Source organism: Actinomadura sp. 9N407 (assembly GCF_044326315.1).
Lineage (GTDB): Bacteria > Actinomycetota > Actinomycetes > Streptosporangiales > Streptosporangiaceae > Spirillospora.
In genome coordinates this window covers 58059-71826 of record NZ_JBIRAW010000033.1, presented here as the reverse complement: position 1 = coordinate 71826, position 13768 = coordinate 58059, and the positions used below count along the sequence as shown (strand labels likewise).

Here is a 13768-nt window from a genome sequence, read left to right as displayed (position 1 = left end):
CCATGCAAGAGACACCGGAGGCGGTGCTGGCGGTGCGCGGGCTGGCCAAGTCGTTCACGCTGCACACCATCGACGGCCGGGAGGTGCCCGCGCTGCTGGGCGTCGACCTCGACCTGCGGGCCGGAGAGCACCTGGCGCTGGCCGGAACGTCGGGCGCGGGCAAGTCCTCGCTGCTGCGCTGCGTCTACCGCACGTACCGGCCGGGCGGCGGGACGATGCTGTTCCGTACCGGGACGGGCCGGGTCGTCGACCTGGCCGCGCTGCCGGACGCGGCCGTGGCCGACCTGCGCGGCCGCGAGATCGGGTACGTGTCGCAGTTCCTGCGGGGCGAGCCGCGCCGCGGCGTCCTGGACCTGGTGGCGCGGGCGGGCGCCGCGCGCGGCATGGACGCCGGAACGGCGCGGGAGGCGGCCGCGGCCGCGCTGCGCCGGCTCGGCATCGACGAGCGGCTGTGGGCCATGCACACCACGGTGCTGTCGGGCGGGCAGAAGCAGCGGGTCAACCTGGCCGCCGGAACGATCTCGCCGCCCCGGCTGCTGCTGCTGGACGAGCCGGTGTCGGCGCTGGACCCGGTCAACCGGGAGGCGGTGCTGGAGATGATCGCCGATCTCGGCCGGACCGGCACCGCCGTGCTGTCGGTCTTCCACGACCTGGACGCCATCGAGCGGCTGGCCACCCGGGTGGCCGTGCTCGAAGGCGGCCGCGTCATCGCCCAGGGCGCGCCCGCCGCCGTGCTGCGCGCCCACGACCTGGAGGTGGCCCGATGACCCCGAGCCCGGCTCTGAACCCGACGAGAAGGATCTTCGCGCACGCGACCGCGGTGCTGCCCGGCCGGGTGCTGGAGGACGCGCTGGTGGCCGTGGAGGACGGCGTGATCACCGAGGCGGGCCCGTGCTGGCCCGGCGCCGTACCGGCCGAGGCCGAGGACCTGCGCGGGGCGCTGCTGCTGCCCGGCCTGGTCGACACCCACAGCGACGGGCTGGAGAAGGAGATCAACCCCCGGCCCGGCGCCCGGTTCGACGTGGACTTCGCGGTCGGCAGCTTCGAGGGCCGGGTGCGCGCGGCCGGGGTGACCACGGTGTTCCACGGCATCGGGTACGAGGTCGACGTCCGCAAGGGCCGTACCGTCGAGGGCGCTGAGATGATCGCCGGCGCGCTGCGGCGGCGCGCCGCCGGGGGCCGCGCGCTGGCCGACCACCGGATGCTCTACCGGCTGGACGCCCGCGACCCGCAGGCGCTGCCCGCGCTGCGGGCCCAGCTGGAGCGGCCCGGACCGGAGCAGGCGCCGCCGCTGGTGTCGTTCGAGGACCACACCCCCGGCCAGGGCCAGTACCGCGACCCGGCGTACTTCCGCCGCTGGCTGCAGTCGGAGGAGGGGCTGACCGAGGAGCAGGCGCAGGCGCGGCTCGAGGCGATGGTCGCCGACCGCGACACCCGCGAATGGCACCGTCCCGTGGCACTGCGGTGGCTGGCCGGGCAGGCCGCGGCCGGGCGCGCCCGGCTGCTCGCGCACGACCCGGTGACGCGGGCCGAGGTCGCCGACGCGCACGGGCACGGCGTCGCGGTGGCCGAGTTCCCCACCACGATCGAGGCGGCACGCGCGGCACGCGAGCTGGGCATGCACGTCGTCGCGGGCGCGCCGAACGTCCTGCGCGGCGGCTCGCACTCGGGGAACGTGGCGGCGGCCGAACTGGTCGCCGAGGGCCTGGTGGACGCGCTGTCGAGCGACTACCTGCCCTCGGCGCTGCTGGCGGCCGTGGTGCTGCTGGAACGCGACGGCGCCGCCACCCTGCCCGCGGCCGTCCGGCTGGTGACCGCCGGCGCCGCGGGCGTGGCCGGGCTGCAGGACCGGGGCGAGATCCGTCCCGGGGCGCGCGGCGACCTCATCGTCGCGACCGTCGACGGCGGCTGGCCCACCGTCCGCCGGACCCTGTCGGCCAACGACCTCACCGCGCACGCCGGCGGCACCGCAGGCCTCGAAGCGGCGGTGGCCCGGTGAGCCGGGACGCCGTGACCTGGGACACGGCGAGCCGGGACGCGGTGAATCCGGCGCTGCGGATCGCGGCCCAGGCGGCGCGGTCGGCGTTCCAGGAGGCGCTCGCCGCCCACACCCGTGAGGCGCTGGCCGAGTACGTGGCCGATGGCGCCGACGGCACCCCGACGATGCTGATCGACCAGCTGGTGGAACCGGCCATCCTGGCCGCACTGGAGCAGGCAGGCCCGCTCGGGCGGGTCAACGTGGTGTCGGAGGAGGCCGGTTTCGTCGACCGTGGCGCGGCGGTGACGCTGGTGATGGACCCGGTGGACGGCTCGGCCAACGCCGCGGCCGGGGTACCGCTGTGCGCGTTCTCGGCGGCGGTGGCCGTGGACGGGGCGTTCACCGAGGCCCTCACCGTCTGGCTGGACACCGGCCGCTCCTGGTGGGCCGCACGCGGCGCGCCGACGCCGCTGCGGACCTCGGGGCGGCGGGAGCTGGACGGCGCGGCGGTGTCGCTGCTGCGCCCCCGGACCGACCTGCCGCATGCGTGGGCGGCCTGGCGGGCCGTGGCCGGGCGCGCCGGGCGGATCCGGATCCTGTCCAGCTCCTGCCTGGAGGCCGCCCTGGTCGCCGAGGGCGCGACCGACGCGTTCGCGGACGCCGCCAGCGATACCCACCGCCTGGTGGACCTCGCGGCGGCCGTCGTGCTGGCCGAGGCGGCGGGCGGCGCCGTACGGGACGTGCACGGGCGGCCGATCGAGCCCGGCACCGACCTCACCCTGCGGTGGAGCGGTGTCGTGGCCGCGACGCCGGAACTGGCCGACGAGCTGGCCGCCACCCTGCGCGCCGCCGCCGCCGGCGGCTAGGCCGGGACGGGCGGGCACGGAAAAGGGCCCGTGACATCCCTCGGGCCGAAGTCGCCTCACAGGCGGTGAGAACGATGCTCCGTTTTCTACTGGATGTCCGGGCCCTTTACCGGGTCCAAGCCCCCGCCCGACCGGGCGGCTCCGCCCTGGCACGGTTCCCGGTCACCACCCCTGGCTCCGACGGGCGTCGCGTGCTCCGCCGTCGATCCCGTCATGGCGCGGTCCGGTGGCGCCGTGGGCGGCCGATCGGTGAGTCCTGTGCTGGACTGCAGCAAAACTACCGAAGTCCCCGTCCTTGTCAACCGCCGCATGTTCTGCGGCGACTCCACGTTCCGCCAGCTCAGCACCATGATCGGTACGGTGCCGGGAAATCCCGCCGGTCACAGGGGTCACGGCCGTCCCGATCACCCCCGCGGCGGGGGCACCACCACGGTCCCGGTCGCGGTGACCGCCACGATCGGCTCGGCCAGCACCTCGGCCGCCGACTCCCCCTTGTCAGGGCGTCCCCGGCATACCACCCGCGCCTGGAAGTCCATCACCCGGCTCCGGCGGCCCATCCTGGTCACCGTCACGACGGTCTCCAGAACGTCCCCGGCCCGTACGGGCGCGCGGAACTGGACGTCGGAGTAGGAGGCGAACAGGCCCTCGTCCCCGTCGGTGCGGATGCTCGCCTCGGTCGCCAGGTCGCCGAACAGCGCCAGCACGTACGCGCCGTCCACCAGGTCACCCGCGTAGTGGGCATGCGAGTACGGGATGTAGCGGCGGTGGGTGACGGTCAGGCCCTCGCGGGAATCGCTCATCGGGTCTCCTGGCTCATCGGGTCTCCCTGTCCTCCTGCTCGGCGGGAAGCAGCGCGTGGACGACGAAGCTGGCGACCTCGGCGGGCGTGGTGCCCTTGCCGAAGACGCGGTCGACGCCGAGGTCCTCGGCCGTGACCGTGTCGAACCGGGGGCCGCCGACCACCAGCAGGGGCCGTCCCATGCCGGCGGCCACCGCCGTCGGGTACTCGGCGTGGAAGGCGGCCGCCATCTGCTTGGTGTTGTGCAGGTGGGCGTTCTTCTGCGTCACCACCTGGGAGACCAGGACGGCGTCGGCGTCCTCGGCCTTGGCGCGTTCGACCAGTTCCTCGACGGTGACCTGGGCGCCCATGTTCACCACCTGGATCTCCCGGTAGTACTCCAGGCCCTTCTCCCCCGCGAACCCCTTGACGTTGAGGATCGCGTCGATGCCGACCGTGTGGGCGTCGGTGCCGATGCAGGCGCCCACCACCACCAGCGGCCGGTTCAGCGCCTGGCGGATCGCCAGGTTGACCTCGCTGGACGACAGCAGCGGGTACTCACGCCCGGGCGGTACGGGGATGGCCGCGTAGTCGATGAGGTGGTTCACCCGCCCGTACACGATGAAGAAGGTGTAGTCGGGCCCCATCGGCTTGGCGTGCACCACGCTGGCCGGGGACAGCCCCATCTTCCCCGCCAGCTGGAGCGCCGCGGCTTCGGCGCGCTTGCCCGCCGGCACCGGAAGGGTGAAGGAGACCTGCACCATGGCGTCGCCGGTGGTGTCACCGTACGGCCGGATCACCTGCCGGGTGTCGGCCGGCTCGGCGGGCGCCTGCGTGGACGCCGTGCTCCGCTCGGTCATGCCGCCTCCACTCATAGTGCCTCCTTGTGGGGGGACGACCCCCCACACCCCCCGGTCAAGAACCGCCCGCATACCCTCGCTCCGCTCGGTCATGCGGGCACCTCCTCATGCTCGTGTACGGCGTGCGGGTCCTCGTCGTCCAGGATCTCGATGGCGGGGTTGAAGTACCCGCCGGCGCGGGCGACGACGCCGTCCAGGCCCTTGCCGCCGTCCGGGGGGCGGCGGGTGACGCCGAACGTGCCCTCGGCGATGGCGTTGAGCAGGCCGTCGCGCTCGACCCGTTCCAGCAGCTCGACGGATTCGCCCAGCACCCGCCGGGCGCGCTCGGCGACGAACCCGCCGGGCCGGGGCATGAAGTCCTCGGCCAGGCCGCCGCAGGCGTCGCGGACGTAGCGGACGTTCTCCAGGGCCAGGTCGCGGTCCGACAGCCAGGGCGTGTGGATGCCCTCGGTCATCATCCCGATCAGGATGATCGACTGCTCGGTCATCACCCCGGCCAGGTTGAAGAACGCGTCCAGCAGGTAGCCGGCGAAGATGTTGCCGGTCATGTGCTTGGTCGGCGGCATGTACTTCAGCGGCGCGTCCGGGAACAGCTCCCGTACCAGCTGGGCGTGCGCCAGCTCGAGCCGGAACGACTCGGGGACGGACGGGTCGATCTCGAACGCGTGCCCCAGCCCCAGCTGCCCGTCGGCGAGCCCGGCCTCGTGCCCGAACCGCTCGTTCAGCAGCTGGCTGACCACGACCGTGTGCGCGGCGTCGACCGCGTCGGCGGTGGTGAGGTAGTTGTCCTCGCCGGTATTGATCATGATCCCGGCGCGGGCGTGCACCTGCCGGGAGAACCGCTGGTCGATGAACGTGCGGCGGGGGTTGATGTCGCGGAAGATGATCCCGTACATGCAGTCGTTGAGCATCATGTCCAGGCGCTCCAGCCCGGCCAGCGCGGCGATCTCGGGCATGCACAGCCCGGAGGCGTAGTTGGTCAGCCGCACGTAGCGGCCCAGTTCCCGCGACACCTCGTCGAGGGCGGCCCGCATGAGCCGGAAGTTCTCCTGGGTGGCGTAGGTGCCGGCGTAGCCCTCCCGGGTGGCGCCCTCGGGCACGAAGTCCAGCAGCGACTGCCCGGTCGAGCGGATCACCGCGACCACGTCGGCGCCCTCGCGGGCGGCGGCTTGGGCCTGCGGGATGTCCTCGTAGATGTCGCCGGTGGCCACGATCAGGTAGATCCAGGGCCGGGGCGGCTCGCCTGCCTCGGCCAGCATCCGGTCCCGCTCGGCGCGGCGCCGGTCGATGCGCCCGATGCCCGAACGGGCCGCGCGCCGTGCCGCGTCCCGTGCCTCCCGCGCGTCCGAGCCGCCTGGCAGCCGGAACCGGGCCTCGCCGCGCGCGGCCGCGCGCGCGAGGTCGGCGGGCGTCCCGTACGGGCCGCGCAGCAGCGCGTCCCAGACCGGCAGCGCCACGCCGTGCTCGAGGCCGACCTGGTCGCGGACGTTGTCGGCCAGGTGGTTGACCCAAGGCCTGCCCTCGGCGTCGGCGCCGGTGAGCCCGGCGATCCGCAGCAGCGCCCGCTCCACCGACACCGTGGTGTGCGTGCGGGCCATCTCGATGATCGGCTCGGCGGCGCGGGCGGCCAGCGCCCGGGCCCTGCGCACGACCACCGGATCGAGATCGAGTTTCCCCTGCGGCGCCATTGCCGCCTCCCCTCCCGCTCGATCGTTCACCAATATCTACTCCATCTTCCGCGCTACCCCAGAGATCTTCCTGCCTTGAGCGACTGATACGCAAGACCCTTCACCTTGACGATCAAGCTCTCCCATACCCTTCCCACTCCGGGCAAGATTGCCCTCATGTCGGACTGGGGGCTCAGCGAGCCGGAGGAACTGTTGTGGTCGGCCTTCCCCCGCGGCGGCTGGGCCGACCTCCGTACAGGCGACCCCGGCTCGGACGACATCGCGGGCGCCGCGGACTGGGGTCCGGAACGCACCATCCGCGCCGAGATCATCACCGCCCTGCTGCTCGGCGCGGTGGAACCCGATCCCGGCCGGCGCCCCGCGATCCGGCTGCGCGGCGTCCGCGTCCAGGGCCGGCTCGACCTGATCGGCGCCGAGGTCCCCTACACCCTGGTCTGCGAGGACTGCCACTTCGCCGATCCGATCCGGCTGGTGGAGGCCACCACCCGGACCGTACGGATCACCGGCTCCGACGTCCACTCCATCAACGCACCCCGGCTGGCCATGGACGGCCTGCTCAACCTGCACCGCAGCACCGTCCGGAACGGGCTCAGGCTCGACCGCGCCAAGGTCAACGGCGAGATCACCCTGCGCGGCGCCCGGCTCGGCCCCGATGCCGACGGTGTGGCCCTCGCCGCCGACGGACTGGTCGTGGACGGTGCCATGGAGGCCAACGACGGCTTCCGCGCCGACGGCGCGGTCCGGCTGCGCAACGCCCGCGTCGAGGCCCGCCTCGGCCTGGAGAACGCCACGATCCGCGCACCGGGCGCCGGGCAGGAGGCACTGGCCCTCAACCGCGCCGTGCTCGGCGGCGGGCTGCTGGCCACCGGGATCACCGTCGAGGGCCAGACGACGATGCGCAGCACCCGGATCGAGGGGGAGGCGGGGTTCGACGGTGCCGCCCTGCGCAATCCCGGCGGAATCGCCCTGGCCGCCGGCGGGCTGGTCGTCGAGGGACCGTTCTTCGCCCGGGGCGGGTTCACCGCGGAGGGCGAGGTCCGCATGCCCGGCGCCCAGATCCGCACGTTCCTCACCATCACCGGCGCGTCGCTGTCGGCGCCGGGCGGCACCGCGCTGTGGCTCTCCCAGCTCGCGGTGAACGACATCGACGCCACCGGCCTGACCGTCGCCGGCGGCAGCGTGAACCTGGCCGGCGCTCAGGTGGGCAACGACCTCACGCTGGCCGATGCCCACCTGGACGGCGGCGACGTGGCGATCGCCGGCGAGAACCTCACCGTCGGCGGCACCTTCGACTGCCGCGGGCTGCGGGCGCGGGGCGAGTTCCGCGCCGCGGTCGCCCGGATCACCGGCCGCCTCCTGCTCACCGGTGCCCGCCTGGAGCATCCCGACGGCACCTGCCTGCGGCTGTCGCGGGCCGAGATCGGCGCCGACATGTTCTGCCGGGAGCTCACCGCGATCGGCCGGGTCAAACTCGAGGGCGCCCGCGTCGGCGGCCGCGTCGACCTGGAGGGCACCCGTCTCGGCGACCCCCGCGGAACCGCCCTGGACGCTCGCGCCCTGCAGGCGGGTGAGCTCTCCCTGTGCCCGGCCGAGGCCGTCCAGGGGGCGGTCAGCCTGGAGCACGCGCGGATCGGCCTGCTGCGCGACGATCCGGAACGGTGGCCGGAGGCCCTGTCGCTCAACGGCCTCACCTACGAGGCCCTGGAGCCGCGCCTGCCCGCCCGGCGGCGCCTGCGCTGGCTGGCCCTGGACCCCGGCGGCCACCAGCCCCAGCCGTACGAGCATCTGGCGGGCGTCTACGGCGCCCTGGGCCAGGCCGCCGAGGCCCGCCGGATCCTGCTGGCCAAGGAACGGGCGCACCGGCGCGGCAGCACCCCGTTCGGCAAGGTCTGGAGCGTCGTCCAGGACGCGACCGTCGGCTACGGCTACCAGCCCTGGCGTGCGGTGCTGTGGCTCGGCCTGCTGGTGACGGCCGGGAGCCTGGTGTACGCCGCGACGCCTCCCCCGCCCCTCAAGCCGGGCGAGGCACCGCACTTCAACCCCGTCGTCTACGCCCTGGACCTGCTGCTGCCGCTGGTCGACCTCGGCCAGGAACGCGCCTACAACCCGGCCGGTGGCCACCAGTGGTTCTCGTACGCGCTGGTGGCCGCCGGCTGGATCCTGGTCACCGTCATCGCCGCCGCGGTCGCCCGCGTCCTGACCCGGCGCTGAGACCGGCACCGAAACGGCACTGGAACCGGCGCCGGACTCCGGGCCTGGCCGCGGCCGCTACAGGCCGGGGATCTGGTTGTTGCGGAACGCGTCGACGAAGAGGCGGTGGTCGTCGCGGACGATCGCGGCGTACTCGGTGCCGAACTCGACCATGGACTCCACGAAGCCGTTCTCGTCGGGGCCGATGACCGCGTCGATGGCGTCCTCGACCTGGAAGCCCACCAGGGTGTGGTCGGAGTCGGAGTCGGACACGCAGTGCACCTTGGCGGTGGCGCGGCCCAGGTCGTCCAGGACCGAGAGCATCTCCTCGGGCTCGGTCAGGCCCGACCAGTCCAGGTCGGCCTCGTACGGCGACAGTTCCTGGACGACGTAGCCGACGCCGCCGATCTCGGTGTAGCCCAGCCACGGGTCGGTGTTGGCCTGCAGGGCGCGGCGGGAGACGGCGGTGCGGTGGCCGTGGTGCTGGAAGTACTCGCGGATGCGGGCGTCGTCGACGACGCGGCTCGGCGCGGCGACGTTGCCCTGCTTCATCGACAGGATGACGTCGTTCTCCAGGGCCTGGCTGTGACCCTCCACCAGGATGTTGTACGCCGACAGCCCGGCCGAGCCGATCCCGAAGCCGGAGGCGCCGACGACGTCCTTGACCTGGTAGGTGAGGCTGCCGAAGCGCTTCTCCTTGGGGATGGTCTGCAGGTACTCCAGGTAGGCGCGCTCCACCTGGGCGCGCTCCTCGTCGCCGAGGCGGCGCACGCCGGAGCGGTCACGGAAGCGGCGCTCGTGCTGGTCGACCAGCGTCATGCCGTCCAGCAGGTCGATCCGGTTGGACGACAGCGCGGAGATCAGCACCTCGCGGATGTAGCCGTCGGCGGTGTCGAGCGTCAGGGCGAACTCGTGGTCGCCGTCGTGGGCGGCGAACCGGCGGACCTGGTCGACGTAGGCGCGCACGTAGGTCTCGATCAGCCGGCGGATGTCGGCGTCGGAGATGGCCTTGCTCCAGGCCAGCAGGGCCAGGCTGGCCACCAGCCGCTTGACGTCCCAGGTGAAGTGGCCGACGTAGGCCTCGTCGAAGTCGTTGACGTCGAAGACGAAGACGCCGTCGTCGTTCATGTACGTGCCGAAGTTCTGCGCGTGCAGGTCGCCCTGGATCCAGACCCGGGCGGTGCGCTCATCGGCCCACTCGTCGTCCTCGTTCACGATGTCGGCGTAGAACAGGCAGGCGCTGCCCCGGTAGAACGCGAACGGGTCGGAGGCCATCTTGCGGAAGCGCCGCCGGAACTCGGCCGGGCTGCCCTCCATCAGGTCCGAGAAGGCCTCGACCAGCACGTCGACGATCCGGCCCTGCCGTTCCTTCGGGTCCAGCTCGCTCAGGGCCCGGGTGATGCTCGCCATCACTGCTCTCCTTGGTGCTCAGGTGCGCTCCGCCGTCGGGGCATACCCGCGTCATTGTGCCGAATCATCACCGGCCCGCGCGGTGAACAGGGAACGAACCCCCGATTCGGCGCGCAGCAGGTCCAGTGCCAGTTCGGCGTGCCCGGGGACGTAGCCGTTCCCGATGAGCATCGTGACGTCGGCCGCCAGGCCCTCGGCGCCCAGCGCGGCGGCGGGGAACGAGGTGGCCATCGAGAAGAAGATCACCGTGCCGCCGGCGGCGGTCGCCAGGATCGCGCCGTGCTCGCAGCCGGGCACGTCCACGCAGACGACCGTGACGCCGGCCGGTTCGCCGATGGCGGCGGCGACGGCGACGGGGTCGCGGGCGTCGGCCCGTACGACCCGCTCCGCCAGGCCCGTCCCGGTCAGGCGCCGTTCCTCGTCCTCGGTGGGGACCAGCCCGATCGTGCGGGCGGCCCCGGCGCGGCGGGCGGCGGCCAGCGACAGCGATCCGCTCTTGCCCGCGGCGCCCAGGACCGCGACCACCGGCGGGGCCCCGCTCGCGACCAGGCCGGCGACGACGCGGTGGGTGAGGGCGGGCGCGCCGCACACGTCCATGACCGACAGCGCCAGCGGTACGGGCAGGTCGGCGGGGAGCACGGCGGCGATGGAACGGGCGAACAGGATCGCGTGGCCGGAGGCGGGGATCTGCTCCGAGCGCCCGTCCCAGCGGGCCAGCCCGTCGTCGACGGCCAGCGGGGTGAGGGTGAGCGAGACCAGCGTCGCGATCCGGTCGCCGGGCTTGAGCCCGAGCGGGGAGTCGGGGCCCGCCTCGTCCACGACGCCGACGAGCATGCCGCCCGAGCCGGTGACGGGATTGTGCATCTTGCCGCGGGCTTCGATGATCTCCAGCACCTCGCGGCGGATCGCGTCCGGGTCGCCGCCGTGCGCGGTGTGCAGCTGGCGGTACGAGGCCGCGTCCAGGTTGAGGCGCTCCACCCGTACCCGCACCTCATCGGGCCGGATCCGGGGATCGGTGTCGAGCCGCCGCGCGGCCTGGGGCAGCACGCCCCCCGGCTCCAGTACGCGATGCAGTCCCACGGCCGTTCCGGTCATCCGCCGCCCCTCTCGCCGGTCACCAGCGATCCTTCCGCAGGTCACGGAAGATATACATGAGATCACTGGTTAGATCGAAATTCTTCCCGTAACGTCGGCTTCGTACAAGAGTTTTACGGCACCCATCGCTAGATCCCACCGCTGACCCACCGCTCATCCCACCGACAATCACCTGGCACCGGCGCACCGCGAGGAGGGGTCGACGATGACCACCGCCCTACACCCCGACCTGGACACCTCCCCCCAGCCCTACGCCTACCGGCGTACCCCGCTGCGGGAACCCGACTGGCGGAGGTTCCCGGGCTGGCGGGACGTGACCACGGCGGAATGGGAGTCGGCGCAGTGGCAGCGCGCCCACTGCGTCAAGAACCTCCGGCAACTGCGGGCGCTCATGGGCGATCTCCTTGACGAGGCGTTCTACATCGACCTGGAGCGCGACCAGAAGGAACGCGCCACCATGTCCATGCTGGTGACGCCGCAGATGCTCAACACCATGGACACCGGCTCCACCGAGGCCTTCTACCGCGACCCGGTGCGCCGCTACATGATCCCGGTCTTCAGCGACCGCCGTACCGACTGGCCCTCGCACCCCTACGCCACGCGCGACTCCCTGCACGAGGCCGAGATGTGGGCGGTCGAGGGCCTCACCCACCGCTACCCCACCAAGGTCCTGGCCGAGCTGCTGCCGACCTGCCCGCAGTACTGCGGGCACTGCACCCGCATGGACCTGGTCGGCAACTCCACCCCTGCGGTGGACAAGCACAAGTTCACGATCAAGGCCCCCGACCGGCACGGCGCGATGCTGGACTACCTGCGCCGCTCCCCCGGCGTCCGCGACGTCGTCGTCTCCGGCGGCGACGTGGCCAACCTGCCCTGGCCTCGGCTGGAGTCGTTCGTGGACGCGCTGCTGGACATCGGCAACGTCCGCGACATCCGGCTGGCCACCAAGGCGCTGATGGGGCTGCCGCAGCACTGGCTGCAGGACGAGGTCCGCGCCGGGATGGAGCGCCTGGCCACCAAGGCCAACGCGCGGGGCGTCCAGATCGCCGTGCACACCCACGTCAACGCCGCCCAGTCGGTGACGCCGCTGGTCGCGCGGGCGTCCCGGGCGATGCTCGACACCGGCATCCGCGACGTCCGCAACCAGGGCGTGCTGCTGCGCGGCGTCAACGACAGCCCCGACGCGCTGCTGGACCTGTCGTTCGCGCTGCTGGACGAGGCCGGGATCCTGCCGTACTACCTGTACATGTGCGACATGATCCCCTACAGCGAGCACTGGCGGGTGGCCGTGTGGGAGGCCCAGGAGCTGCAGCACGCGATCATGGGCTACCTGCCCGGGTTCGCCACCCCGCGGATCGTCTGCGACGTCCCCTACGTCGGCAAGCGCTGGGTGCACCAGCTCGCCGGCTACGACCGCGACCGCGGCGTCTCGTACTGGACCAAGAACTACCGCACCGGCCTGGAGGCCGCCGATCCCGACGCCCTCACCCGGCGGTACGAGTACTACGACCCGATCCACACGCTGCCGGAGTCCGGCCGCGAGTGGTGGCGGCACGCCTCCACTGCGGCCTGACCTGGACCGCTGAACGAACCTGGATCTTCGGACCGGCCGACGCCTTTACGTTGTAGATCAGTACGGGGTGATCGGCCGGACCGCATACCCTTCGGTCGTGGATTCCGACCCGATCGACCGGTTCCCTCTCGGCGCGGCCGTCACCGTCGCCGATCTCGAGGGCGACGCCCATCCCCACCTGGCCCGCCTGCGCGCGCACGAGCCCGTCTCCTGGCTGCCCGCGCTCGGCGGCTGGCTGGTGACCGCCCGCGAGCCCGCCCTGCGCGTGATGCGCGACGCCGCCACGTTCACCGTCGACGATCCCCGCTTCTCCACCGCGCGGCTGCTCGGGCCGAGCATGCTGTCGCTGGACGGCCGCGCGCACACCCGCCACCGCGAGCCGTTCGCCCGCCCCTTCCGCCCGGCCCGGACCCGCGAGCGCTTCACCGCGTTCGTCCAGGACGAGGTGGACCGCCTCGTCACCGGCCTGGCGCCCGCCGGGAAGGCCGAGCTGCGCGGCGATCTGGCCGGGCCGCTGGCCGTGGCGGTGGTGGCCGAGGCCCTCGGGCTGCAGGGGGCCGACGCCACGACGATCCGGTCCTGGTACGGGGCGTTCGTGGACGCCCTGTCGGCGATCACCGCCGGGCAGGAGCCCTCCGCGCGGGCGGACGAGGCGTACCAGCGGCTGCGCGCCGCCGTCCAGGAGGCCGCCGGAGCCGAGCCCCTGTCCCCGGGCGGGGCCCGTTCGCTGCTCGCCGAGGCCGCCCACCAGGACGAGGGGCTCGCCCCCGACGAGGTGGTCGCCAACGCCGCGGTGCTGATGTTCGGCGGCATCGACACCACCGAGGGCATGATCGCCAACGCGGTGCTGCACCTGCTGGGCCATCCCGGCCAGCTGGAGCTGGTCCGCTCCGATCCCGGCCTGCTGGACGCCGCGATCGAGGAGTCGCTGCGGCTGGAGCCCTCGGCCTCGGTCGTCGACCGGTACGCCACCACCGACGTGGACCTGGCCGGCGCCGGCATCCGCAAGAGCGACCTGGTCCGGGTCTCCATCACCGGGGCCAACCGCGACCCCGCCGCCTTCCCCGACCCCGACCGCTACGACGTGCGCCGGGACAACTCCGGCGAGCACCTGTCGTTCGCGCACGGCCCGCACTTCTGCTTCGGCGCGCATCTGGCCCGGCTGGAGACGCGGACGGCGCTGCAGGCGCTCCTGGCCCGCCTGCCCGGCCTGCGGCTCGAGCCGGGCCCGGTCCCCGAGGCCCGCGGCCTGGTCTTCCGCAAGCCCGAAACCCTGGACGTCCGCTGGAACGTTCGACCGGCCGGCGGGACCCTTCGCCCCGGAATGTGA

General features: G+C 73.3%; 11 protein-coding genes. 6 read left to right on the top strand and 5 right to left on the bottom strand.

Going from position 1 to position 13768, the window contains the following annotated elements:
- Positions 1-2: 2 nt before the first annotated feature.
- The 3 genes from ACH34Q_RS37290 to ACH34Q_RS37280 are packed head-to-tail and all read left to right on the top strand — an operon-like array spanning position 3 to position 2844.
- Positions 3-767, top strand: coding sequence for an ATP-binding cassette domain-containing protein (locus ACH34Q_RS37290; RefSeq protein WP_395987882.1), 765 nt, complete (start codon positions 3-5; stop codon positions 765-767).
- Positions 764-1999 carry an alpha-D-ribose 1-methylphosphonate 5-triphosphate diphosphatase gene (locus tag ACH34Q_RS37285; RefSeq protein ID WP_395987881.1) on the top strand — a complete coding sequence of 412 codons (1236 nt, stop codon included), beginning with the start codon at positions 764-766 and terminating at the stop codon, positions 1997-1999. The genes ACH34Q_RS37290 and ACH34Q_RS37285 overlap by 4 nt, the downstream gene beginning before the upstream one ends.
- On the top strand, positions 1996-2844 hold the full coding sequence (locus ACH34Q_RS37280; protein WP_395987880.1) for an inositol monophosphatase family protein: 849 nt from the start codon (positions 1996-1998) through the stop codon (positions 2842-2844). The genes ACH34Q_RS37285 and ACH34Q_RS37280 overlap by 4 nt, the downstream gene beginning before the upstream one ends.
- Before the next feature lie 404 nt (positions 2845-3248).
- Here the strand turns inward: ACH34Q_RS37280 and ACH34Q_RS37275 are convergent, their stop codons facing one another.
- The 3 genes from ACH34Q_RS37275 to ACH34Q_RS37265 form a co-directional block, all read right to left on the bottom strand.
- The gene (locus ACH34Q_RS37275; protein ID WP_395987879.1) at positions 3249-3644 is read right to left on the bottom strand and encodes a hotdog domain-containing protein; all 396 of its coding nucleotides are present in this window, start codon (positions 3642-3644) and stop codon (positions 3249-3251) included.
- Positions 3645-3657: 13 nt separating this feature from the next.
- Positions 3658-4482 carry an OAM dimerization domain-containing protein gene (locus ACH34Q_RS37270; protein WP_395987878.1) on the bottom strand — a complete coding sequence of 275 codons (825 nt, stop codon included), beginning with the start codon at positions 4480-4482 and terminating at the stop codon, positions 3658-3660.
- An 89-nt stretch (positions 4483-4571) separates the two neighbouring features.
- The gene (locus tag ACH34Q_RS37265; protein WP_395987877.1) at positions 4572-6170 is read right to left on the bottom strand and encodes a lysine 5,6-aminomutase subunit alpha; all 1599 of its coding nucleotides are present in this window, start codon (positions 6168-6170) and stop codon (positions 4572-4574) included.
- A 156-nt stretch (positions 6171-6326) separates the two neighbouring features.
- On the opposite strand from ACH34Q_RS37265, the gene ACH34Q_RS37260 reads away from it, so the two are divergent.
- Complete coding sequence (locus ACH34Q_RS37260) at positions 6327-8381, top strand: hypothetical protein (RefSeq protein WP_395987876.1); 2055 nt, start codon at positions 6327-6329, stop codon at positions 8379-8381.
- A 57-nt stretch (positions 8382-8438) separates the two neighbouring features.
- Here the strand turns inward: ACH34Q_RS37260 and ACH34Q_RS37255 are convergent, their stop codons facing one another.
- Positions 8439-9770, bottom strand: a complete 1332-nt coding sequence (locus ACH34Q_RS37255; protein ID WP_395987875.1) for a DUF2252 domain-containing protein — start codon at positions 9768-9770, stop codon at positions 8439-8441.
- 51 nt (positions 9771-9821) lie between these two features.
- The gene (locus ACH34Q_RS37250; protein WP_395987874.1) at positions 9822-10865 is read right to left on the bottom strand and encodes an L-erythro-3,5-diaminohexanoate dehydrogenase; all 1044 of its coding nucleotides are present in this window, start codon (positions 10863-10865) and stop codon (positions 9822-9824) included.
- 205 nt (positions 10866-11070) lie between these two features.
- Between ACH34Q_RS37250 and ACH34Q_RS37245 the strand changes: the two genes are divergently transcribed.
- Positions 11071-12438, top strand: coding sequence for a KamA family radical SAM protein (locus ACH34Q_RS37245; protein ID WP_395987873.1), 1368 nt, complete (start codon positions 11071-11073; stop codon positions 12436-12438).
- 97 nt (positions 12439-12535) lie between these two features.
- Positions 12536-13768 (top strand): cytochrome P450, encoded by a 1233-nt coding sequence (locus ACH34Q_RS37240; protein WP_395987872.1) that lies wholly within the window; start codon positions 12536-12538, stop codon positions 13766-13768.

Bases quoted from the DNA above. Each gene is read 5' to 3' on its own strand.
- ACH34Q_RS37260 (WP_395987876.1), top strand. From the start codon at position 6,327: ATGTCGGACTGGGGGCTCAGCGAGCCGGAGGAACTGTTGTGGTCGGCC.
- ACH34Q_RS37265 (WP_395987877.1), bottom strand. From the start codon at position 6,170: ATGGCGCCGCAGGGGAAACTCGATCTCGATCCGGTGGTCGTGCGCAGG.
- ACH34Q_RS37285 (WP_395987881.1), top strand. From the start codon at position 764: ATGACCCCGAGCCCGGCTCTGAACCCGACGAGAAGGATCTTCGCGCAC.
- ACH34Q_RS37270 (WP_395987878.1), bottom strand. From the start codon at position 4,482: ATGACCGAGCGGAGCACGGCGTCCACGCAGGCGCCCGCCGAGCCGGCC.
- ACH34Q_RS37290 (WP_395987882.1), top strand. From the start codon at position 3: ATGCAAGAGACACCGGAGGCGGTGCTGGCGGTGCGCGGGCTGGCCAAG.
- ACH34Q_RS37245 (WP_395987873.1), top strand. From the start codon at position 11,071: ATGACCACCGCCCTACACCCCGACCTGGACACCTCCCCCCAGCCCTAC.
- ACH34Q_RS37250 (WP_395987874.1), bottom strand. From the start codon at position 10,865: ATGACCGGAACGGCCGTGGGACTGCATCGCGTACTGGAGCCGGGGGGC.
- ACH34Q_RS37275 (WP_395987879.1), bottom strand. From the start codon at position 3,644: ATGAGCGATTCCCGCGAGGGCCTGACCGTCACCCACCGCCGCTACATC.
- ACH34Q_RS37255 (WP_395987875.1), bottom strand. From the start codon at position 9,770: ATGGCGAGCATCACCCGGGCCCTGAGCGAGCTGGACCCGAAGGAACGG.